General features: G+C 55.2%; 17 protein-coding genes and 1 pseudogene. 9 read left to right on the forward strand and 9 right to left on the reverse strand.

Features of this window, described 5'->3' with window-relative positions:
* The first annotated feature begins 4 nt into the window (after positions 1-4).
* Positions 5-373: a glyoxalase superfamily protein gene (locus ACODTD_RS04280; RefSeq protein WP_489104543.1), complete on the forward strand. Its 369-nt coding sequence runs from the start codon at positions 5-7 to the stop codon at positions 371-373.
* Here ACODTD_RS04280 and gliR read toward each other — a convergent pair.
* Positions 370-1398: an AraC family transcriptional regulator GliR gene (gliR, locus tag ACODTD_RS04285; RefSeq protein WP_489104544.1), complete on the reverse strand. Its 1029-nt coding sequence runs from the start codon at positions 1396-1398 to the stop codon at positions 370-372. The two genes, ACODTD_RS04280 and gliR, sit on opposite strands and share 4 nt — an antisense overlap.
* A gap of 163 nt (positions 1399-1561) precedes the next feature.
* Between gliR and ACODTD_RS04290 the strand changes: the two genes are divergently transcribed.
* Positions 1562-1789 (forward strand): FitA-like ribbon-helix-helix domain-containing protein, encoded by a 228-nt coding sequence (locus tag ACODTD_RS04290; protein ID WP_285356184.1) that lies wholly within the window; start codon positions 1562-1564, stop codon positions 1787-1789.
* Between the two features lie 51 nt (positions 1790-1840).
* On the opposite strand, the gene ACODTD_RS04295 is transcribed toward ACODTD_RS04290, so the two are convergent.
* From ACODTD_RS04295 to ACODTD_RS04305, 3 genes and pseudogenes are all read right to left on the reverse strand, one after another.
* Complete coding sequence (locus ACODTD_RS04295) at positions 1841-2224, reverse strand: DUF6124 family protein (protein WP_201818931.1); 384 nt, start codon at positions 2222-2224, stop codon at positions 1841-1843.
* Between the two features lie 472 nt (positions 2225-2696).
* Positions 2697-3560, reverse strand: coding sequence for a methyl-accepting chemotaxis protein (locus ACODTD_RS04300; RefSeq protein WP_371857340.1), 864 nt, complete (start codon positions 3558-3560; stop codon positions 2697-2699).
* Positions 3555-4967, reverse strand: a pseudogene (locus ACODTD_RS04305) (methyl-accepting chemotaxis protein); the annotation flags it as partial. The pseudogene ACODTD_RS04305 and the gene ACODTD_RS04300, both read right to left, overlap by 6 nt.
* Between ACODTD_RS04305 and pmrG the strand changes: the two are divergent.
* Positions 4861-5532: a lipopolysaccharide core heptose(II)-phosphate phosphatase PmrG gene (gene pmrG / locus ACODTD_RS04310; RefSeq protein ID WP_489104545.1), complete on the forward strand. Its 672-nt coding sequence runs from the start codon at positions 4861-4863 to the stop codon at positions 5530-5532. The pseudogene ACODTD_RS04305 and the gene pmrG overlap by 107 nt on opposite strands.
* Complete coding sequence (locus tag ACODTD_RS04315) at positions 5529-6350, forward strand: phosphatase PAP2 family protein (protein ID WP_489104546.1); 822 nt, start codon at positions 5529-5531, stop codon at positions 6348-6350. The genes pmrG and ACODTD_RS04315 overlap by 4 nt, the downstream gene beginning before the upstream one ends.
* A gap of 65 nt (positions 6351-6415) precedes the next feature.
* Here ACODTD_RS04315 and ACODTD_RS04320 read toward each other — a convergent pair whose 3' ends face one another.
* Together ACODTD_RS04320 and rimJ are read right to left on the reverse strand one after the other, a co-directional pair.
* Complete coding sequence (locus tag ACODTD_RS04320) at positions 6416-7849, reverse strand: ArnT family glycosyltransferase (protein WP_489104547.1); 1434 nt, start codon at positions 7847-7849, stop codon at positions 6416-6418.
* 68 nt (positions 7850-7917) lie between these two features.
* A complete protein-coding gene (rimJ, locus tag ACODTD_RS04325; protein ID WP_074691948.1) occupies positions 7918-8505 on the reverse strand; it encodes a ribosomal protein S5-alanine N-acetyltransferase in 588 nt (195 codons plus the stop codon).
* A gap of 143 nt (positions 8506-8648) precedes the next feature.
* Between rimJ and ACODTD_RS04330 the strand changes: the two genes are divergently transcribed.
* Positions 8649-9227 (forward strand): GNAT family N-acetyltransferase, encoded by a 579-nt coding sequence (locus ACODTD_RS04330; protein ID WP_489104548.1) that lies wholly within the window; start codon positions 8649-8651, stop codon positions 9225-9227.
* A 95-nt stretch (positions 9228-9322) separates the two neighbouring features.
* Here ACODTD_RS04330 and ACODTD_RS04335 read toward each other — a convergent pair whose 3' ends face one another.
* Positions 9323-9691 (reverse strand): DUF6124 family protein, encoded by a 369-nt coding sequence (locus tag ACODTD_RS04335; RefSeq protein ID WP_221615020.1) that lies wholly within the window; start codon positions 9689-9691, stop codon positions 9323-9325.
* Between the two features lie 555 nt (positions 9692-10246).
* On the opposite strand from ACODTD_RS04335, the gene ACODTD_RS04340 reads away from it, so the two are divergent.
* From ACODTD_RS04340 to ACODTD_RS04355, 4 genes are read left to right on the forward strand one after another with little or no spacing between them, the layout of a single operon-like run.
* Positions 10247-12166 (forward strand): type I restriction-modification system subunit M, encoded by a 1920-nt coding sequence (locus ACODTD_RS04340; protein ID WP_489104549.1) that lies wholly within the window; start codon positions 10247-10249, stop codon positions 12164-12166.
* Positions 12163-13500, forward strand: a complete 1338-nt coding sequence (locus ACODTD_RS04345; protein WP_489104550.1) for a restriction endonuclease subunit S — start codon at positions 12163-12165, stop codon at positions 13498-13500. Before ACODTD_RS04340 ends, ACODTD_RS04345 begins: the two co-directional genes overlap by 4 nt.
* The gene (locus tag ACODTD_RS04350; protein ID WP_489104551.1) at positions 13497-14432 is read left to right on the forward strand and encodes a GIY-YIG nuclease family protein; all 936 of its coding nucleotides are present in this window, start codon (positions 13497-13499) and stop codon (positions 14430-14432) included. Before ACODTD_RS04345 ends, ACODTD_RS04350 begins: the two co-directional genes overlap by 4 nt.
* Before the next feature lie 51 nt (positions 14433-14483).
* The gene (locus ACODTD_RS04355) at positions 14484-17672 is read left to right on the forward strand and encodes a type I restriction endonuclease subunit R (RefSeq protein ID WP_489104552.1); all 3189 of its coding nucleotides are present in this window, start codon (positions 14484-14486) and stop codon (positions 17670-17672) included.
* A gap of 145 nt (positions 17673-17817) precedes the next feature.
* Here ACODTD_RS04355 and ACODTD_RS04360 read toward each other — a convergent pair whose 3' ends face one another.
* Both ACODTD_RS04360 and ACODTD_RS04365 read right to left on the reverse strand, forming a co-directional pair.
* Entirely contained in the window at positions 17818-18705 is an 888-nt protein-coding gene (locus ACODTD_RS04360) for a hypothetical protein (protein WP_489104553.1), read from the reverse strand.
* Entirely contained in the window at positions 18706-21432 is a 2727-nt protein-coding gene (locus tag ACODTD_RS04365; protein WP_489104554.1) for an N-6 DNA methylase, read from the reverse strand.
* Between the last annotated feature and the right edge of the window lie 282 nt (positions 21433-21714).

Genomic DNA, 21714 nt, shown 5'->3' on the forward strand with positions numbered 1-21714 from the left:
ACCCATGAGCTTCGGCAAAACCACCCCGATTCTGCGGATTTTCGATGAAGCCAAAGCCGTGGAGTTCTACGTCGACTTCCTCGGCTTCAAGATCGACTGGCAGCATCGTTTCGAACCCGGTTTCCCGTTGTACCTGCAAGTGTCGCGCGGCGAGTGTGTGCTGCATCTGTCCGAACACCACGGCGATGCGGCACCGGGTTTGGCCCTGCGGATCGAGACCGATGAGCTGGAGGCGTTTCAGCAGCAGTTGCTGGCCAAGGAATACAAGTTTTCGCATCCACAGATTCAGGCCATGCCGTGGGGCAGCCAGGACATGACCATCGCCGATCCGTTCGGTAATCGTCTGGTGTTCACCAACGCGATCAGTCTTTAGCCGTCGTTCGAGACCCGGTGAGTCTGCCGAAACTCACCGGGCGGCATGCCGCGTCGGCTCTTGAAGGCGCGGTGAAAGGAGCGTGATTCGCTGAAGCCCAGATACTGGGCGATGTCCTGAATCGGCAGGGTGCTGTTGAGCAGGTAATGCTCGGCCAGTTCCTGGCGCAGTTCATCGAGAATCTGCTGATACGACGTGCCGGCCTGATGCAACTGGCGCTGCAGCGTGCGCACCGACACGGCGAGATGTTCGGCGACTTGTTCCTTGCGCGGCAGGCCTTCCTTGAGCAACTGGCGCAGGATGCTTTTGACCCGCTGCTCCAGCGACGCATCCTCCAGGGTCGCCATCAAACTCTGAGCGTGTTCTTCCAGGGTGCGCAGCAAATGTGCATCGGCCTGGCGCAACGGCAATTGCAAATACGGCAGCGGCACGATCAGCGCTGAATACGCCTGATCGAACAGCACCGGGCATTCAAAAAACTGTTCGTACTGCGCCAGCGTCGTGCCCGCCGGCAGTGAGTGTTCCAGCCACACGGCGGCCGGCGACAGTCGGGTATCGGCGATCCAGCGTGCGTATTGCAGCCAGGAGCCGAGCACGTTCTCCACCAGATGCCGGCGGATCCGCCGGCGTTCAAAGCGGCAGCTCCAGATCAGGTGCACGTGGCTATCGTGCACCTCGGCGCGGCTGACGCCCATGTCGCCCACCAGTTTTTCGAACGGCATGATGCGGCTCATGGCATCGCCCAATGTCGCGCAATTCATGGTGATGTAACCCAACACGCTCCACGAGTTGGGCAGGACGAAATTCGCGGCGTTGAGGCCGAACAGCGGATCGCCCGAGTGTTCGCAGAAATAATCCAGCAACCGTTCATGGGTTTCACCCGGCAGGCGCAGGCTGTTGTCGCTCAACTGCTGCGCCTGCAACCCGGCCGCCGCCAAAGCAGGCTCGATGGCCATGCCCAGATGTTCGGCATGGCGCAGGTACTTGAGCAGCGGTGGGACGGAGGTGAAGCCGAGCGATTGCATGACCGAATCCTCTTGATCGAGGCCGCCGGGGGCGGATGAGCGCTCTGAAAGGTAATTTGAATCCGCGAATAAAGTAAATGGCTGGCCTTGGGACCATACAGAGATCTTCGAACTGGTTTGTTAGTCTGCGATCACTCATTTCAAAGATTGCGGGGGAAGCCTTATGGCCAGCATCACTATTCGACTCGATGAGCAGGTGACAGAGCAACTGCGTATCGCTGCCGCCCAAAACGGCCATTCCATGGAAGACGAAGCGCGGCAGATTCTGGAGAACGCGTTGGCTAAGGTTGATCGAGCCGGCGGATTAGGTACTCGGATACGCAATCGATTCGGCGCCATGGGTGGCGTCGAACTTGATCTGCCATCACGTTCAGAAAACCTCAGCGGTTGATAAACACCGCTCAAAAAAATGGCGAGTGCACCGCACTCGCCATCTCTCGCATCAATCCGTCGGCACGACCTTGTCCAGCGCCCGGTTAACGGCCAGTTCGGCGATCATCACGATCTGGGCGATGCCTTGCAGGGTCTTGCGGTGGCTGCCCTCGACCAGCGCTACATGATTGTTGAGCATGACGGTGGCGGAGCCGAGGGATTCGCTGGCGTCCACCAGCAGGGATTCGGTGTCGGCTTCGGGGTGAGTCTGATAGAGAGTGTTGGGTTTGTAGGGCGCGGCCATGATGTGGGCGGTGATGGGGCCCAGATGATAATTGAGGGCGCGTTCGGCGGCTTCGTTGAAGCGTTTCGAGCCGGGGCATTCGTAGGGGGATGTTGGATCCGGGAGGGTTGTGGGTTCGGTGAGCGGTGGGTTTGGCGTTACCTTGAACATGGGTGATTTACCTCTTGGTTGAGGCCGCACCTTTTCGCCGCTAAGCAAAAGGGTGGCAGCTGTGCGCAAGTTAGCGGACCGGTAAGTCACCCAAAACCCGGCGCACCCGAAGGTGCCATGCGCACAGCCACCATCAAGTGCAGGCTTGCGCCTGACTGGATTCGACATGTGCAACCGTTGGGGGACATTCCGAGCCGCTAAGCTCGATCACTGGAAATCAGTGACGCAATCAAATTACGCAGCCAGCCCAAGGCGCACAAGCCGGCGGATTCTGGCGTAGCCGTAGGCAACGGCGCAAGGTTTTGTGGGCTTCGGGACGTATCACGGCGTGTCCTTAAACACCCATCGCCAACCGTGTGTAATTGCGTTTCCGAGCGCGTCATCCAATTCCTGAAAATGGCAATTTCCGGGCAAAAAAGAAGGGCAGCTTTTCAGCTGCCCTTCTTTGTACTTCGGTTTTCGTGTGCAGGGTTTACACGCGGAAGTGGCTCACCATCTGCTGCAACTGCCCACCCAACCGCGCCAGTTCAACGCTGGATTTGGCGGTCTCATCACTCGCCGCCGCGGTCTGTTCCGACACGTCACGGACGTTGATGATGCTGCGGCTGATTTCTTCAGCCACGGCGCTCTGCTGTTCGGCGGCTGCGGCGATCTGCTGGTTCATCGACTGGATGTTCGACACCGTGCGGGTGATGTTTTCCAGCGAGTCGCCGGCCTTGCGGGTCAGGGCCACGCTGCTGTCGGTCAGGGCGCGGCTGTTGTTCATCACGGCGGCCACTTGCTGCGTGCCGTTCTGCAGACCGGCCACCAGGCCTTCGATTTCCTCGGTGGATTTCTGCGTGCGCTGGGCCAGGCCACGGACTTCGTCGGCAACCACGGCAAAACCGCGACCGGCTTCACCGGCACGGGCGGCTTCGATGGCAGCGTTGAGGGCCAGCAGGTTGGTCTGTTCGGCCACAGCCTTGATCACGTCCATGACGCTGCCGATCTTGTCGCTTTCCTGTTGCAGCACGCTCATGGCTTCGGTGGAACGCACCACTTCGCTGGCCAGACGCTCGATCTGGGCGATGGCTTCGTTCACCACTTTGTCGCCTTCGCGGGCTTCGCCGTCAGCGGCGGCTGCAGCTTGCGAGGCTTCTTCGGCGTTGCGCGCGACTTCCTGCACGGTGGCAGTCATTTCGTGCATGGCGGTGGCGACCTGATCGGTCTCGACCTTCTGGCTGTTCACGCCGGCGCTGGTCTGTTCGGTCACGGCCGACAGTTCTTCGGCGGCGCTGGCGATCTGGGTCACGCCGTCGCGGATGCCGCTGATCAGGTCGCGCAGGGTCACGCCCATGCGCGCGATGCCTTGTTGCAGCACGCCGAGTTCGTCGCGGCGGGTGACGATCACGTTCTGGCTCAGGTCGCCGCTGGCGATGCGGTCGACCACAGCCATGGTTTCCTGCAGCGGACGGGTGATCTGACGGGTGATGATGAAGGCAGCGATGATGCCGACCAGCAACGCCAGCAGGGTGCTGATCAGTTGCAGGGTGCGGGCCTGGGTGCTTTCTGCATCACGGCGATCGAGCTGGATCTGATACAGCTGCTCGCTCAGCGATACGATCAGGTTGCCCTGATCGGTCATTTCCTTGCGCGCCTGCACCGCATCGGTGTTGGCGTTCTTGAAGGCCTGCAAGGCGCTGCGGTAGTTGGTCAATGCGGTTTCCAGCTGACGCAGGGCGTCCTGCTGCGAACTGGCGAAATGCACGTTCAGTGGCTTGAGGCTGACAATGGCCACGTCCAGTTGGCCGACGGCTTTCTGCTCGGTCTCGGCGTTGGCGGTGGCGGTGTAGCCGCGCACTTCGTAGCGCGCCAGGATGAACGCTTCCTTGGCGGCGGTGACGGCCTGGAACTGCTCGAAACGCTGTTCGCTCATCTCCATCTGCTGGACGCGAGTGCTGATCGACTGGATCAGGTTGTAGGCGGTCTCGGCATTGGCGCCCATGGTGTCGCGCGCCGTGTTGCCGGTGCGGTAGGCGTTACGCATTTTGTTCAGGGACGTCTGGTACTCGGCGATGGTCGCCGCCTGCTCCTTGAGCAGTTTGACGTTTTCCGGGCTCTTGAAGCTGCTGATCAGCTTCTGCTGTTGGGCGGCGAACCCGTCGAGGGTGGTCTGCACGTTCTGCGCGGCGGTTTCGTCGCCGTTGGTCAGCATGTATTGCAGGCGCACCACGCGCAGTTTGGTCAGGCCGGCGTTGAGCTGGGTGATGTCGCTCATCCAGTTGCTGCGGTCAATCAGGCCGCCCAGGCTGGTCCAGCCGGTGAGCGCCAGGATGCAGGTCAGGGCCAGGACGAGGCCGAATCCGAGCCCCAGTTTCAGGTTAACGCTGATGTTGCCGAACCAGCTATTCATCAAAAATCCTCCAGAAAAACGTTGTGCGTCTTGATCGTCGGTCAGGCTGGAAGATTGTTGTTTTTTTGCGCCAGCAAGGGTGTAAGCAGGACTGTATCGGCCGCAAATCCGAGAGCTGAAAGGTTTTTGTCCTACGGAATTTGTAACAAGCGCCTCCAAGACTTTTTTCACATGAGTTTCACTGGCTGCCCACGCCGCGCTCTTTAACCTCGCCGCATCGAATGACACGTGATGGCGGCTTTTTGTGGAATTGAGACTGAGTCTGTTCGGCGTCAAGCGCTCGATTGATCTGAGCGGTCTGGCCCGTTTTCGAAACACCTGGGTGGTATTGGCGGCCTCGGTGCTGGTCATTCCGCTGACCCTCTGGCTGCTCGCCCCGGCGGCGGTGCCGGACCTTGCCCACGGCAATGTGGCCGGGGCGCAGGCGTTGAAAGAGGGCTGGAACAAGGGCGACATCATCGTGCTGGTGCGCCACGTCGAGCGCTGCGACCACTCGAAAGCCGCTTGCCTGAGCGGCCACGATGGCATTACGGATCGCTCGCGCAGTGTCGCGGTGAGCGTCGGCGCGCAGTTCGAGCAGTTGGGCCTGGACAAGGCCGACGTCTACAACAGCCCGATGGTGCGCACGGTGCAGACCGCCGGCTACATGTTCAACAAGGCGGCGACCGGCGAAGACTGGCTGATCAGTTGCAAGGGCCGGATGCTGCAGGACGCGCTCGCGCACAAAGTCCCGGGACGCAACCTGATTCTGGTGACCCACAGCGAATGCATGGCGCAGCTGGAAAAAGACCTCAAGGTGCCGGCCTCGACCCTCGGGTACGGCGCGTCGCTGTTTGTTTCCGCCGCCAGCCCGGCGGCCCCACAAATGCTCGGCTTCATTGAAGCCTCCGACTGGCGCACGGTGACCACCCGATGAAATCCCGCTTTTACGCTTACAACTTCGGCATCCCGCTGCTCTGCGCGGCCGTGGTTTTTCTGATGTTCGACATGACCAACATCGACATCGCTTTCAGCAATTTGCTGTTCGATCCGCTGACCCACACGTTCCCGCTCGACAAGGTCCACTTCTTCGAAAAACTGACCCACAAGTGGGCGCGGATCATTCCGAACTGGACGGCGGAAATCGCCTTGATCGGCGCGATGTTGTCGTTTGTCTGGCCGCTGCTGAAACCGCAAAAGCATCCGCGTCTGGGTGGTTTTCTCGAGCGCAGCAAAGTCGCACCGGTACTGCGCTTTGCCGCCGAGCACCGTAGGGATTTTCTGTTTGTGGTGGTGGCTTTCGCGGTCTGCACCGGGGTGATCCATTTCCTCAAGGCACACACCAGCGTCTACTGCCCGATCGAGACCACGCTGTACGGCGGAAAGATGCCGCACATCGAGTGGTACAACAATTTCCAGCTGTTCCACGAAGCGGGTGAAGGGCGTTGCTGGCCGGGCGGCCATGCCTCGGGTGGTTTCACTATGCTGGCGCTGTATTTCGTGGCGCGTCGTTATCAGTGGCGTTTCTCCAGCGCGTTGTTGTGGGGCTCGTTGCTGCTCGGTTTTGTCTACGGCACTACGCGAGTCCTACAGGGCTGGCACTACATGTCCCACACGTTCTGGGCCGGCATCTTCGTGTGGCTGGCGTGTTTGCTGACGGCGCTGGCGTTCTACGGGCGGGCTCGTCTGGAGTTGCCGGTGTTGAGCAAGCGAGAGCGGAAGGTGTTCGGCGCACAGCCTGAGGTTTCTCTCTGAGTCCTCGCTGCTGAAATGAAAAACCCGCCATCACCGGCGGGTTTTTCGTTTGTGCTGTCGTGGCTTCAATAGCCCACGAAGTAATACGCCTGGCGCCCGACCATCATGGTCTTGTGGACTTTCAGCGGTGCGGCGGGTTCGCTGTCTCCCGACATCACGGCGATGTGCGAGGGCGATGCACTGAGAAACTCCCGGAGCTGCGCATCGGTATCCAGGCCCTTGAGGACGCTCTGGGTATAGAACACGCTGGCGCCGCCGACCCGTTCGTTGGCTTGAAACAGTGCGACCTGACTGCCGCTCGCTTGCAGCGACTGAATGTGTTCGGTCAGCGGCAGGAACGACAGGTGTTTATCGGCGTTCGGCAGTGCCCATTGCGCGGCGCCTAAATAGCTCGCGATGACAACCGTCAGTATCCCCGCCGCCAGTGTCTGACGATGACGGGCGATTCGTCCGACAAAACCATTCTTGTGATCCTTCAACCTGTCGAACAGCACGCCCGCATATTCCGCTGCGATCACTGCCGCTGCGGGTGTCATCGACATCAGGTACACCGTGCGTTTGCTCGAGGCCAGGGTCAGCAGGATGAACTGCGCGATGATCCACAGGCTGAAAAACAGCAGGTAACGGTTGGCCTTCAGCTCCTTGCGAAAATGCCAAAGGCCCAGATACACCAGAATGTTCCAGGGCAGGAACGCCTGCGGCAGCTTGGCGAGGTAGTAGTAAAACGGCTCGTAGTGCCCGGCTTCGACGAAAGATCCGCTGAAACGTCCGACGCTGTTGGTCAGCAAGACTTCTCTGACTGCCTGGGCGCCGCCGTGCTGATAAAGCACCGCGAGCCAGATCATCAGCGGGATCAGGCCGACAAGGGTCAGCAAACCCGGACGCAGCCAATCCGTCAGCTTGAAGCGCTTGTCCATCAGGTTGTCGGCCAGCAGAAAAGCAAAGATCACCACGCCCGGCATCGCCAGCCCGAGCACGCCTTTGCTCAGCGTGGCGATGGCGATCCCGGCTACAAACAGCAACGAATTGCCTGGAGTCGGTGCTCGCTGCGCCTGAAAAAACGCCAACAGTGCCGTGGTCACGCCAAGTGCTAGCAACGCATCCTCGCCGACGCCGCGTACGTTGCTCCAGTAACTGGCCATGGTCGCCAGCAGAATCCCCGCCGTCCAGGCGATGGCCTTCGGGCGATCGAAGCGACGCAGCATTGCATACAGCAGCATCACGCTGAGCAAACCGGCCACCGCCGACGCCAGTCGCACCGCCCAGGGCGAGACGCCGAAAACCCGCAGGGCGCCGGCGTCCAGCCACAGGCTCAGGGGCGGTTTTTCCAGAAAAGGTTCGCCAAACAGGCGCGGTGTCACCCAGTCGTTGTCCAGTTGCATTTCCATCGCAATGCCCGCAACCCGGGCCTCGGTGGAACCTTGCAGTTGATGGCTGCCGAGGGCGAAAAAGAACAGCAGGGCGGCAAGCAGAAGCAGGGAAGAGGCGGCACGCGACATGGGTTCAGGCAACCGGAAGTGAGCGGAAACCCGAGCTTACGCGGCCATTCCTTAATAATTTGTGAACGTCAGGACAGCGGTCGCGACCAGCGTTGCTCCGACGTTTCGAAACGCGGATTGACCCGCGCCGTCAGCACATGATCCTGCCAGCGCCCGGCAATGTTCAGGTACGCCTTGGCATAGCCTTCACGCTCGAACCCGAGGCGTTCCAGCAACCGGGCGCTGCGTTCATTGCCGGGAATGTAGTTGGCCATGATCCGGTGCAGGTTCTGGGTCTCGAACATATAGGCGATGGCCGCCTCCAGCGCTTCCTGCATCAACCCCTTGCCCTGATGCGCCTCGTCGATGTGATAACCCAGATAACACGCCTGAAACGCACCGCGGATGATCCCGCTGAAATTGCAGGCCCCGATCATCTGCTCGCCGTCCGGAGTCAGCAACGCCATATGCACCGCCAGCCCGGCTTCGAAGGCACTAGCCTGTATTTCAAGGCGTCGGCGGATCTGTTCAGTGGAAAAGTAATCGGTGGTACGAATCGGCGACCACGGCGCGAGGTGACGTTGATTGCGCTGGTAGAACGCGCTTTCCAGCGGCGCTTGATCCGGGTCGAGTACCGCGAGCGTCAGGCGTTGACAGGGCAGGGTCAGCAGCGGCATCGGGTGCTCCGGAAGCAGGGAATGATTGACAGAATTGTCCGGCCGGACGGAAAACACAACTGGATCGCCGAACGCAGAGCACTATAAATTTCCCTGATTCACTGCACATCAGGTTATGAGATTCGTCGTTCAAGGAGGACATGATGGAATGGGCATTCAAGGCGGGGGAGCGGTCGCTGCGACTGATACCGGCGGATCCGGCGTTTTACTCGTTGTTTCAGCAGGCGCTGAACGCCAGCTACCTCGATCATTCGGAATTTCTGCCCTGGCCGCGTGAGTACACCAACGCGGAGCAGGCGCTCGAGTTTCTGCTGAAGGCCCGAAAAGAGTTCAACAGTGAAACCGGCGAGCGACGATGGCTGATCGTGACCGAGGACGGGCAAGCGCTGATCGGTTGCATCGGACTCAAGCCCCGCTCGCGCAACCGCTACGTCGTGGGTTACTGGGCCAACACCGAGCAATCGGGCAAGGGCTACATGCGCGCCGCCCTCACGCACCTGCTCAACAACCTTCCTGAATTCACCTTTTACCTGACGGCGTCCTCTGCCAATGCGCGAAGCCGGCGTTTGGCCGAGGCTGTCGGGTTTGTGTTGATCAGGATCCACCCAGGGGCCCGGCAATCGGAACGGCACGGTGAGCAAGACACCTGCGTCTATCGCCTGCCAGGCAAAACGCAGGCGAAAAAAAGCCCGCAGGAGCGCGGGCGAACCGTAGTTTCTTGAATGAGCGAGGCCAATGTACACGGCCATCACCGCCGCCGGGGTGAAGAAAAGTTCATGTCGATGAACAACTTGCGTCATCGACGAGCGGTCGTTTTTCAGTGCACGACAGGCGCCGTCGTACGAGGCACCAGATTCACTGGATCAAGGTTCTCCACGGCGCGATTGACCAGCATTTCGGTCATGATCGACAGCTGCCGGATCGCCAGCAACCGGCTGCGCTGAGAGCCTGTGAAATCATCGGCGATGTTCGCCGTCATCATGTTGAGCGCCGCCAGGGTTTCACAGGCATGGGTCAGCAGGGTGGCCGTGTCCACATCGGTGCGCACGGAGAAAATCTCGTTGAACGGCAGGGTTCGACGCGGCTTTCTCACGTATTCCTGAGGCTGGGCAAGCACAGCCGGTTCTTTCGATTCGGACTCGTGAGACGGTGTTTGATCAGGCAGGCTTGGGGTGTCTTTTTTCATGACGAGGCTCCATGGTTTCAGGCTCCCGGCGAATCCCTTTGGTAAACCATCTGCCGGGTTGCAGCGGAGCGCGAAGACTAGCGTTTGGAAGCATCTTGAACCAGTTCATGGAAGTCGACGCGGGTTGCGGGAAATTTCCTAGGACGTTGGTGGAGGCATCATTCGGATACTGAGCGGCAAATGCGACAAGGCCCGCGCTGGGGGCCTTGTTGTTGATAGTTGGTGGGCCGGGGTAATTTGAAATGGTGTCTTATCTATCTGAAAATAAAAGGAAAGACACGGTTTTAATTTTCTTTGGAATAACTTTTGGAATACCGCAGGGTCGAGCCGGCCAGCAAAGTAGAATGTGGATTAGCCTGATCTGCATTGCAGGTGACGATGTGGCAAAAATGTCTAATATCTGCGTGACCCCTAATTGAATGGGCAAATCAACACTTTAGTCTGTTTCTCTTACTGGCCCTGAGCTATCCAACCGGTTAAGGTTCGGCATTGATCAAGATAGCTCGCAGGGAGGCGTTACTCGCCTTCCTTACCGACAAATTAAGGAACAGCAGCTTGAACCAGCAAAACCTCGCCGATTTTATCTGGAGCGTGGCCGATGTGCTGCGCGGCGATTTCAAACAGTCCATCTACGGCCGTATCATCTTGCCCTTCACCTTGCTGCGTCGACTGGAGTGCGTCCTGGAGCCGACTCGTGACAAGGTGCTCAGCCAGTATGCGGCGATGAAGGCCAGCGGTGTGGACATGGATTTGATCCTGCCGACCTCGGCGGGCGCTACATTTTTTAACGTTTCGCAGTTCTCTCTGGCCAGCGTCGGCTCCACCAGCACACGGGCCAATCTGGAGGACTACATCGCCAAGTTTTCCGCCAACGCCCGCCAAGTGTTCGAGCATTTCGCCTTCTCTGATTGGCTGGTTCAGCTGGACAAGGCCAATTTGCTTTACTTAGTGACGCAGAAGTTTGCCAGCATTGATCTGCACCCAGCCACCATCAGCAACCATGAGATGGGTCTGGTGTTCGAACACCTGATCCGCAAGTTCGCCGAATCCGCCAACGACACTGCGGGGGAGTTCTTTACTCCGCGTGATGTTGTGCGGCTGGCCACTACCCTGGTGTTTGCCCCGGATCATCAGGCACTCAACGGTGAGGGTGTGGTGCGCACAGTGTACGATTGCGCCGCTGGTACCGGCGGCTTTCTGTCTTCTGCCATTGAGCAGGTGGCCGAGTGGAACCCCAATGCCCGCCTGGTGCCCCACGCTCAGGAACTTAACCCGGAGACCTACGCCATCTCGGTGGCGGACAAACTGATTCAGGGCTTCGAGACTCGTAATATCAAGCTTGGCAACACCCTATCCAACGACCAGTTGCCTCATGAGCAGTTCGATTACTGTCTCGCCAACCCTCCGTTCGGGGTCAAGTGGGAGAAAGTGCAGAAGCAGGTGCAGGATGAACACAGCCAGCAGGGCTACGCCGGCCGCTTTGGCCCAGGCCTGCCGCGTGTGGGGGACGGCTCGCTGCTGTTTCTGATGCATCTGCTGTCCAAGCGCAAGCCGATCGAACTGGGTGGCAGTCGCATCGGCATCGTGCTGTCTGGCTCGCCACTGTTCAACGGCGGCGCCGGCTCCGGAGAGTCGGAGATCCGCCGCTGGATTCTGGAGAACGACTGGCTGGAGGTGATCATCGCCCTGCCCACCGATCTGTTTTACAACACCGGTATCGGCACCTATATCTGGGTGTTGTCCAACCACAAGGACGCGCTACGCAAGGGCAAGGTGCAGCTGATCGATGCCAGCGCCATGCACGCCCCCATGCGCAAGAGCCTGGGCAGCAAGCGCAAGTATCTGTCGGATGAGCAGGTTGCCGAGATCGCCAAGCTGCACGAGGCCTTCGAGGAAGGCGCGAACAGCAAGATCTTCGCCACCACCGACCTCGGCTACCGCCGCATCACCGTCGAGCGTCCGCTGCGCCTGCGCTTTTCGGTTACCCCGGACAAGCTCGCCGCTTACCAGAACACTAAGGGCGCCGATCTGGCCGATGCCTTTGCCGGCGTACAGGGCGAGTTCGACAACCTGGCGGCCTTCCTCAAGGCGGCCGGCATTAAGAAGCTCGGCAAGGGTGCACTAAAAGCCGCGCTGGCCTGCTTCGGCGAGCGCGATGCCAATGCCCAGCCGGTTCTGGATGACAAGGGCAACCTGCAGGCCGACTCCGACCTTCGCGAGTTCGAGAACGTACCGCTTAGCCAGAGCATTGACGCCTACTTCGCCCGTGAAGTACTGCCCCATGTGCCGGATGCCTGGATCGATATCGGCAAGACGGATGCGAAGGACGGCCAAGTCGGTATCGTCGGCTACGAGATCAACTTCAACCGCTACTTCTACGTCTACCAGCCTCCGCGTCCGTTGGCCGAGATCGATGCCAATCTAAAGGCGGTGGAGGCCCAAATTGCCGCGCTGCTGGGCGAGGTAACGGCATGAGCCATTATAAGCCTTATCCAGCCTACAAGGGCTCCGGGGTGGAGTGGTTGGGGCAGGTGCCGGCGCATTGGCAGTTACGTAGGCTTAAACATATGGCCCGTTTTTCTGGCGGCGGAACACCCTCCCGTGACAACCCAGATTTTTGGAATGGTGATATTCCCTGGGTGTCGCCGAAGGACATGAAATCTGAGTTCATTACAGGAGCCGAAGAGTGCATCACTGCAGCAGGACTGTCAGGAAGCAGCTCCTCGGTGGTGCCGGCAGAGCGAGTGCTTATGGTAGTGCGCTCTGGAATTCTTAAACACACGATCCCGGTCGCCATCAATGATGTTTCTGTCGCGCTGAATCAGGACATGAAAGCAATCTGGCTGGACTCGGACTATTTGTCCGCACGGTTCTTCATGCGCTGGGTACAGGGACTGAATGACGATCTATTGAAGGTCTGGCTAAAACAGGGTGCAACGGTTGAAAGTATTGAGCAGGATTACCTTGCCGATACGTTAATGCCAGTGCCACCAGTTAGCGAACGCGAGCATATTGTGCAGTACCTCGACCGCGAAAGCGCCCGCATCGACGCGCTGATTGAAAAGAAAACTCGATTTATCGAACTGCTGCGCGAAAAGCGCCAGGCGCTGATCACCCATGACGTCACCAAGGGCCTCGACCCCAGCGTGAAGATGAAAGACTCTGGTGTGGAGTGGATGGGGGAGATACCGGAGCATTGGGCTGTCTGCAAACTCAGTTTTCGCTACTCGGTCGAGCTGGGGAAAATGCTGGATGAGAAGCGGATCACGAGCACCAGCCTGATGCCGTATCTGCGTAATCAGGATGTGCAGTGGGATGCGGTGAATACTGAGGTTTTGCCGGAAATGGACATCTATCCAAATGAGCTATCGCGTTACACCGTGCGCGCAGGTGATCTCCTTGTGTGCGAGGGTGGCGATGTCGGGCGCGCTGCAATCTGGCGAGGTGAAAGTGATGTGATTGGCTACCAGAAGGCGCTGCATCGGTTACGCCCTCGTAATGACGAAACAGATACAGCGGAGTTTTTCTTCTTCGCTTTGATGGCTGCCAAAGTGGGAGGTGTTTTTGAGGAGTCGGACTCCAAAGCCACCATTGCGCATCTGCCGGCCGAGAAATTCCGTCAGTATCGTTTTGCTTTCCCTCCAGTACGTGAACAACTTGAGATTACCGGGCACATACGAACCCATGTCCAGCGTTTGGAGAAGGTTCAACTAAAGACCGAGCGCAGCATCGACCTGCTCAAGGAGCGCCGCTCCGCCCTGATCACCGCAGCCGTCACCGGCCAGATCGACCTGCGGGAGGCGGTATGAACCAGGGCCGTAGCCTGCGTCTGTTCCTGGTGGATGGCACACCCAACGGCCTGCTCACCGCCGAGATCATGAACTGGACGGGCCATGTGCTAACTGGCCCGCGCTCCAAACTCGCCGAACTGGTACAGCGCCCCGAATGCGCACGCACTGGTGTGTACTTTCTGGTCGGCCCTGACCCAGACGACAATCTGCGCACCCGCGTTTATGTCGGCGAATCCGATGATGTGGCTCAGCGCCTTAAACAGCACAATCGCCTCGAAGAGCAGGGTGGTAAGGATTTTTGGGAGCGGGTGTGTCTGATCACCAGCAAAGATCAAAACCTCACCAAAGCCCATGTGAAATATCTGGAAAGCAAGCTGATCGGCGTAGCGATTAGCGCTGGTCGTAGCTTGTTGGCAAATGGCACCGCTCACGAATACGTGGGGCTGCCTGAGCCCGACCGAGCTGACATGGCCTTTTTCCTCGAACAGATCCGCACCGTATTGCCGGTTCTGGGTTTCGATTTCCTGCGTGAGTTGATCAAGCCTTCGTCGCCAGTAGTGGAATCAGATGCCTCTGCTATTCAACATTCGCCGCGCTTCCGTAGTGCGGTTCCGAAGGAAGGCGGTGTGGCCTATGCGCAGGAAATTGACGGCGAGTTCTTCGTGCTCAAAGGCTCGCAGGCGCGAGCTCAGTGGAGCGGTGTATCGGGTGGCTACGAGTCGTTGTTCAAGCAATTGGTGTTCGAAGGAGTCTTAACGGCTGACGGCCCCAACCACTTGCGATTTACCGATGATTACGCTTTCAGAAGTCCGAGTGCGGCGGCCGCCGTTGTGTCGGGGCGCTCTTCCAATGGCAGAAAGGCCTGGATCGTAGATGGCACTGGCCAGACTTATGCCGAATGGCAGAATCAACAACTGGTTGGCCTCGCCCCCGGTACTGGTAACGAGTAAACCCGTCCGGCTCCTTTGCGGCCGGCAGAAGACAGGGAAGAGAAGGGAACCATGAGCCAACTTCACCACGAGTGCGAATTGGAGCGCCATATCGTCGAACAGCTTGCTTTAGCTGGCTGGTTGGTCGGTAAGTCTGCTGACTACGATGCAGGTCGAGCGCTGTATCCCGAAGATGTGTTCGGTTGGCTGGAAGACAGTCATCCGCAAGCCATGGCCAGGATCTGTGCGATGAATGGCGTTGGTACTGAAGCGGTGGTGTTGGATCGTCTGGTCAGACAGCTGGAAAACAAGGTCGATGGCGGTACGATCAACCTGCTGCGTTACGGCTTTACCGTAGCCGGTGGCGGTACTTTGGCCATGAGTCAGGCACTGCCGGAAGATGACCGTAACGAAACAGTGATCGCTCAATATGCGGCCAATCGCCTGCGTGTGGTGCCACAGCTGCGTTACTCGCTGGACAAGGCCGACGAAATCGATCTGGTCTTCTTCATCAATGGCATCCCGGTGGCTACGGTGGAGCTGAAGACCGACTTCACCCAGTCTGTCGAAGCTGCCATGCAGCAGTACCGCATGGACCGAAAGCCTGAACGTAGAAGCGGCGGTCAGGAGCCATTGCTGAGCTTCAAACGAGGCGCTGTAGTGCACTTCGCCATGAGTGACAGCGACATTCGCATGGCCACGAAGCTGGCTGGCGATGCAACCTTCTTCCTGCCGTTCAACCGTGGCAATGAGGGCGCCGCAGGCAACCCGCCCGGTGAGAACGGCAGCTACCCCGTAAGCTACTTCTGGGAGCGGGTGCTGAAGAAGGACAACTGGCTGCACATTTTCCATCGTTTCGTGCTGCAAGAGCGCAAGGAAGCACAGGACGCCAACGGCAAAACCTATTTCAAAGAAGGTTTGATCTTCCCGCGCTTCCACCAGTGGGAAGGCGTGACCAAGATGATCGACGCCGTACGTGTAGAAGGTCCTGGTCAGCCTTATCTGATCCAGCACAGTGCCGGTTCCGGTAAAACGAACACAATCGCCTGGACAGCGCATTCGCTAATCCGCGTCCGTCGTCCCGATGGTGATCCGTACTTCCATAGCGTGATTGTGGTGACTGACCGCCAAGTGCTGGATCAGCAGCTGCAGGACGCTATTCAACAGATAGAGCACCAGACGGGTGTGGTCTGTGCGATCGATCGTCAGCGGTCGAATCTGCCCAAGAGCCAGCAATTGGCCAATGCCATGCTTGACGGGGTGCCGATCGTCGTCTGTACCCTGCAGACTTTTCCGTATGCGCAGAAGGCCATTCTCAGTGAACAGAGCCTGCGCAACCGTCGCTTCGCCATTATTATCGACGAGGCGCACAGCTCCACGGGAGGGAGCACTGCTGACGACCTGCGCTATGTATTGACCGGCCAAAGCGAGGCCGAGTGGGAGAAACTTTCCAAGGAAGAGCGGTTGTCGGTCTGGCAGAGCTCGCGCTCGCGTCCGGGCAACGCCAGTTACTTCGCCTTCACCGCCACGCCCAAGCACTCGACACTTAGCCTGTTCGGCCGGCCACGCAATGCAGGCCAACCGGTAAGCATCGATAATCCACCGGCACCGTTTCACCTCTACACCATGCAGCAGGCCATCGACGAAGGCTTCATTCTCGATGTGTTAAAGAACTACACCAGCTATGAAGTGGCGTTCAAGATCGGCAGCGACATGGTCGATGACACGCGGGTCGACGAGAAAAGCGCCGGACGTAAGTTGGCCAAGTGGCTCTCGCTTAACCCCGTAAATGTGGGGCAGAAGGTCGAGCTTATCGTTGAGCATTTCCGCAAGAACGTCGCGCACCTTCTCAGCGGCCAGGCCAAGGCAATGGTGGTGACCAGCTCACGTGCGGCAGCGGTGAAGTATCACCTGGCGTTGGAGGACTACTGCAAACGCAAAGGTTATGGAAATGTGCAGGCCATGGTGGCTTTCTCCGGTGAGGTGCCAAATACCGATGTAGAGGCGCCGAGCTTGCCTGTCGATCATCAATTCAGTGAAACCAATCTGAACCCCGGATTCCTTGGTCGTGATATGCGCAAGGTGTTCGACACTCCGGACTACCGGGTGATGATCGTCGCCAATAAATATCAGACCGGCTTCGACCAGCCGAAGCTGGTGGCCATGTATCTGGACAAAAAAATATCCGGTGTAGAGGCCGTACAGACACTCTCACGTCTAAACCGTACCTTCCCCGGCAAGGACAAGACCTTCGTCATTGACTTCGCCAACAAGGCTGAGGAGATCCTGGCGTCGTTCAAGACTTTCTACCGCGATGCTCAGGTGGCGGATATCCAGGATCCGAACATCGTCTACGACATCAAGCAGCGGCTGGACGGCATGCTCATCTATGAGCAAGTTGAGGTGGAGGCCTTCGGCGACGCTATCGTCGACCCTAAGGTTACGCATCAAAAGCTGTTCTCCCTGACTCAGTCGGCTACTGACCGCTTCAACGGCAAGTTGAAGACACTCAATGATGCTATCGACTTGTGGGAAAAAGCTTGGGAAAAGTCTCATGACGAAGGCAACGAAAAGGACATGGAGTACGCTGACGTACAGCGCTCAGAGTACTGCAAGGCCCGCGACGAGCTGATGATTTTCAGTGAAAGCCTGACCAAGTTCGTGCGTAGCTACGAGTACATCGCTCAACTCATCGACTTTGGCGATCCGAGCCTGGAGGCATTTGCCAGCTATGCACGCCTGCTGCGAAAGCGCCTAAAAGGCATTACAGCCGAGCAGGTGGATCTGGGCGACCTCAAGCTCAGCCATTACAAAATCAAGAAAGGGAACAACCTGGACGGTGTAACCGTCGTGTCGGAAACGCCAGGCCTTTACGGCGTAACCGACAACGGACTACGTGATGCCCGCGATCGTGAGAAAAAGTACCTCACCGAACTCATCGAGAAACTCAACAACGCCTTTGGCAAGGACATCACCGACACTGACCAGGTGGCCTTCGCTATGCATGTGTCTGAGAAACTGCGCGCAGATAACGTGGTGATGGCCCAGGTGCACAACAACACCATGGAGCAGGCTATGAAGGCTGACCTGCCATCCAAGGCCGTTGCAGCCATTGCCGCAGCCATGAGCAGCCACAATAGTATGGCTACCAAGCTGCTCAGTGATGAGTCTACGCGGGATGTGTTCCTCACGGTAGTGTACGAGCTGCTGAAGAAGGATTCGGGGAAAGGGCTTTTTGAGTTAGCGAGGCCGAATACTTAGCACTCTTGCGGTAAGCGTGCAAGCAGCCACCGGGGCCGCTTGCCAAGCTCTGTAGGTAATTTTTTGAAGTCGAGGAGCTACCTGATGAGTGTTGGGGTCGTATTGGGTGAAGTCCCCTTGTTAATAGTACTAATGAAGGCGTTCTTTAGGTTTGCATATTTTTTGGTAGGTAAAGCTTTGACCAGAATATGAGTTCAAGTAAGCTTAGGATTGAAGACCTTAGAGTGTAATTGCTGATGTAGTATTTTTCAGCGGGGTCCGCATGGATGTATTTGCCACACACCCAGTATAAAGAGTTCGATAAGTTAAATATGGCTGAATTTTGATATTCCGCTTTTGTTGGAGTGAAATTGGCGGACGGGTATCCATTGAGGTGCTTCATTAATTTGTTGAAATCTAACATCCCGTTAGGTCTTATCAGGCTGTCTGGAACAACGGGCTTGTTGTGTTGGTTGATGGTTTTATAGATGGTCTCTTGAAGCGATCTTATGTCTCTAAGTATACCGCCAAAACGAGGGAAGCTGGTCTCATTTTCGTTTTTCAGAATCTCTACAAGAGTTGACTCCGCATTTTGATTATAGCCGTAAGTTCTGAGGATGGAGAATGCTTCGCTGTGTGCGATGGTTATTTTAATAAGTTCAGAGTTGTCGCAGTAGTATTTTAATTTTGTGACGGCTTCACTCAGGCCGTCTGGTGTTTTCTGGAATATATTCTTTTCTTCTGCAAATCGCTTAAAGTTATTGAAAGCATCGTCGTCGCCTGTGAGCACGATTCGAGGGAAATTTGGAAAGTTGGTGTCGAGATATTTAAGTGCGGTGCCAATAAAATTTTCATTCTCAATTGCCTGGTCATCAGAAATCAAGCATTTTATATCAAGAACTACGGCGGAAATGGAGGTGTGATGCTTTGGCATCACCTCCTGTAAACCCTCAAGGCTTTTTCTATATATTAGACGAAGATTGTTGTTCTGAGCCTCGATTTTGAAAGTGTCTTTGAAGTTTTCGTCGTCGTCGATGAGGAGGATGTTATTCATTTATTGCTCTTCCTTGTTAGGTATTTCGATTCTCATTGAAAAGCCTTTCACCTTGTTTTCATCTATTTCAATGTCTCCGTCATGCGCTCTAATTATTCTGTAGATGTAGTTTCCGCCAATGCCAGAGCCGTTGCTTGATTTGCTTTTTGTGAAGAATTGAATGTAGTCTGATTTTGTTAGAGTAAATGGTTTTCCGTTATTGCTGTACTCTAAGATTGCAATCTTTCGTTCTTTATCTTCCTTTACCGTGAAGGTTATTTTATCTTTGCTGGATGGTGCTGTAAATGCGTGGTGTTCAGCGTTTGCTATAAGCTGGTCTATTACTTGCAATATTGAGGCCTGATGTATGTTGACCTCAATGTCATAGCCTTTGACTTCCAATTTGTACTTGTGAGGGCGTTCAATTGTTTTGTTGTTAAGATGATTGCTAAGAAAGGTTAGTAGCCTGGTTTTTACGAACTCTGAAGGTTTTAAGTTCAGACTCATGATTTCTTTAACAAGTGACAGAGTGTCGTTTAGTTCTTTAGAGTTGGTGGCTATTTTTTTAGATACAGAACCAATGTCAAGATTTTCAGGCTGCTCAAGTAGTTCCATGAAATCATCATCTAGCTCTAGCTCCTCCTCGCCGTATTGAGCTAGCGTAGAGATGTTATGTCTCTCAATGATTCGAATAAGCTTGTTAGACAGAGAGTTAATTTTGACGAGCTTTGGTCGGAGTTCATGAACTAATGTGCTTATTAATTCATTTTCCTTTTGAATGCTTTCCTCTTCAAAGCCGATTGCTCGTAACCTTTGGGTGACCCTTTCTTTCTCCGCAGATATCAGGTTAGATTTTTGTGTTGCTATGAATTCTCTTTGGGAGTCCAACGGCATCATTGGAATAATTATTTCTGAAAGTAGACGTTTGCTAATGAAGGGCATCACGGTGCCAATGCGTCTCTGTTCAACTTGTTTTTGTATTAGTGGTGAATAAAGTTGATAATATAAGTACTCAATGTCGAGAGATGACTTTGGAAATGGGCGTAAAGTAAGTACTCCGTTGTGAGTTATGATTTCGGGGAGCGTCTCGGATGGTTTAAATATTGTAGGCTTTAAATTATCACCAATGCGGGCAATAAGAAGCGACTCTTCCCTGACTAACGATTTTTCGGACTGTTTGGTTTTAACTATGCGTGAGTTGGACTTTCCTGAGGAAAGGCGCATGTCCAAAATGTCTTTTTCTAGGCTTTCAATTTTAATAAATGGGGTATCTTCATCGAGGGCTTGGATATCTCGAGTTATGGTGCCGGAGATTATTTCAACGAGATCGCCAAGTTTTCTAGCTTTGCCGCCCTTCAGTAACTTTCCAGCTTCTTTGAATTCGTCGGTGTAGTAGGATGCGCTCAAACTTTTTTGAGATGACACTTCCTCTGTGCTCACTATTTGTGAGTTTGAGGAGTCAGTATCTTTCTCTTGGTATTGCTCAAGGATGCTATATATGTCAAGAATTGGTATTTGCGACGCTGGGGCTAGGTTCTCAGCGGTTATGAATTTTATTCTATTGATTAAGAAGGATGGTTTTGACTTGTTTAAAATTATTATTGATGACTTGCCGTTTGTATATGGTCTCAAGCTACCTGCTGGCAAGCTGATAATGCATTCTATAATGTCGTTAGATAAAAGATGCTCTCTGTAGCTCTGCTCTTTTCCTTGGGATAGTAAAAAGCTATCTGAAACTGTAAGCACTGCTTTTCCCTGCTCGGCAAGCTTTGAAGTCACAAACTCTAGCAGTGGGATAAAGCCTTTTTCCTTCCACGGAGATACATGGCTGGAATAACCGGTAAGAGGAAGGTCTCCAATGATATGGTCGTAGTGCAAGCCGTCGTCTATATGGTTTAAGCAGTTTTCTGGAATGATCTCATAGTTTGATATTGCATGCATCTCAAGATTCATTAGTGCAATCTGAGCTGTGCTGTTGTGGATTTCACTGCCTTTAATATGCGGTTGTGCATCAGCTATTCTGGATACGTGGCTTAGTATGCTTCCTGTTCCGCAAACGGGATCGTAAACGACTCCAGATTTAGGGTTTAGTAGTTTAGCCATCAGCTCAGAAACTTGCGGAGCTGTACCAGTAGCGTGTTTTTTTTGTGTCGAAGGTGTACGTGTTTCGAGTATATATTCGAACGCAGTGCTAAATTCACTTGTGCTGAAAAGTAAGGTGTCTACTTGTTGTGTCATGTTTATTATATTTTCTAATCTCTCAGGTGGGCATTTGCTGAGAAGGTTAGAGAAGTCATTGAAGAGACCTAAGTCGTCTTTCTGGTCATGTTTGACAGACTTAATGAGATCAAGCCATGCTGCGAGTATACTCTTTGAGTTTAGTTTGCTGCTGTGAATTATTCGGTTTCTTAACTCGGTATATTCGCCGTGTCTCTTGTGTGTGTCTATAAGTCTTTTGTAATAAAAGAGAGCGATCACTAGGAAGTGCAGCTCATGGTTTTTGTAGTTGGCTTGAAGCGTGCTTAGTAAGTACCAATGCGCCCTTATCAGTTCCTTCCATTTATTGTTGGATATTGATACTATTTTTCCATTGATCTCTTGAAGTGTCTCTTGGTTTTTTCTGACTATGTCGATTATATCGATGATTGAGTATTTTCTGCTGCGTCTATAATTTAATTCTTCTGTGATTTCTGATGCGGTAAGAGGGCGCTTTTCTACAATGCCTAATATTTCTTCAGTTAGCTGCACTGGAGTCTCCGGCGAAGTAGTGGGTAAGTGACTATGTGCTGAGTTCAATGCTGGCTTCTTCTTGGGTATGCTTAAATTTTTAGTTGTTTTGATCTATTGCGATCCATTGGCTCAGGATCTTTGTACAGAAAGACTCACGGGCTCTACAAAGCAATTGTTTGTGCCAGAGAGACTCTGGAGTGGCCTGTCTACTGAAAGCTGGATTGGTAGTTTAGGCAATGGGTTGTTTTCCCAGCCAAGGAGCAACGCGGGCCTCTGCGCCAAGAGCCGTACCAATTCAAG

It is taken from the genome of Pseudomonas sp. FG35 (assembly GCF_057809295.1).

Excerpts from the sequence above, each read along its gene's own strand:
- ACODTD_RS04280 (WP_489104543.1), top strand. The coding sequence starts at position 5 with ATGAGCTTCGGCAAAACCACCCCGATTCTGCGGATTTTCGATGAAGCC.
- gliR (WP_489104544.1), bottom strand. The coding sequence starts at position 1,398 with ATGCAATCGCTCGGCTTCACCTCCGTCCCACCGCTGCTCAAGTACCTG.
- ACODTD_RS04290 (WP_285356184.1), top strand. The coding sequence starts at position 1,562 with ATGGCCAGCATCACTATTCGACTCGATGAGCAGGTGACAGAGCAACTG.
- ACODTD_RS04295 (WP_201818931.1), bottom strand. The coding sequence starts at position 2,224 with ATGTTCAAGGTAACGCCAAACCCACCGCTCACCGAACCCACAACCCTC.
- ACODTD_RS04300 (WP_371857340.1), bottom strand. The coding sequence starts at position 3,560 with ATGGGCGTGACCCTGCGCGACCTGATCAGCGGCATCCGCGACGGCGTG.
- ACODTD_RS04315 (WP_489104546.1), top strand. The coding sequence starts at position 5,529 with ATGAAATCCCGCTTTTACGCTTACAACTTCGGCATCCCGCTGCTCTGC.
- ACODTD_RS04320 (WP_489104547.1), bottom strand. The coding sequence starts at position 7,849 with ATGTCGCGTGCCGCCTCTTCCCTGCTTCTGCTTGCCGCCCTGCTGTTC.
- rimJ (WP_074691948.1), bottom strand. The coding sequence starts at position 8,505 with ATGCCGCTGCTGACCCTGCCCTGTCAACGCCTGACGCTCGCGGTACTC.
- ACODTD_RS04330 (WP_489104548.1), top strand. The coding sequence starts at position 8,649 with ATGGAATGGGCATTCAAGGCGGGGGAGCGGTCGCTGCGACTGATACCG.
- ACODTD_RS04335 (WP_221615020.1), bottom strand. The coding sequence starts at position 9,691 with ATGAAAAAAGACACCCCAAGCCTGCCTGATCAAACACCGTCTCACGAG.
- ACODTD_RS04345 (WP_489104550.1), top strand. The coding sequence starts at position 12,163 with ATGAGCCATTATAAGCCTTATCCAGCCTACAAGGGCTCCGGGGTGGAG.
- ACODTD_RS04350 (WP_489104551.1), top strand. The coding sequence starts at position 13,497 with ATGAACCAGGGCCGTAGCCTGCGTCTGTTCCTGGTGGATGGCACACCC.
- ACODTD_RS04355 (WP_489104552.1), top strand. The coding sequence starts at position 14,484 with ATGAGCCAACTTCACCACGAGTGCGAATTGGAGCGCCATATCGTCGAA.
- ACODTD_RS04360 (WP_489104553.1), bottom strand. The coding sequence starts at position 18,705 with ATGAATAACATCCTCCTCATCGACGACGACGAAAACTTCAAAGACACT.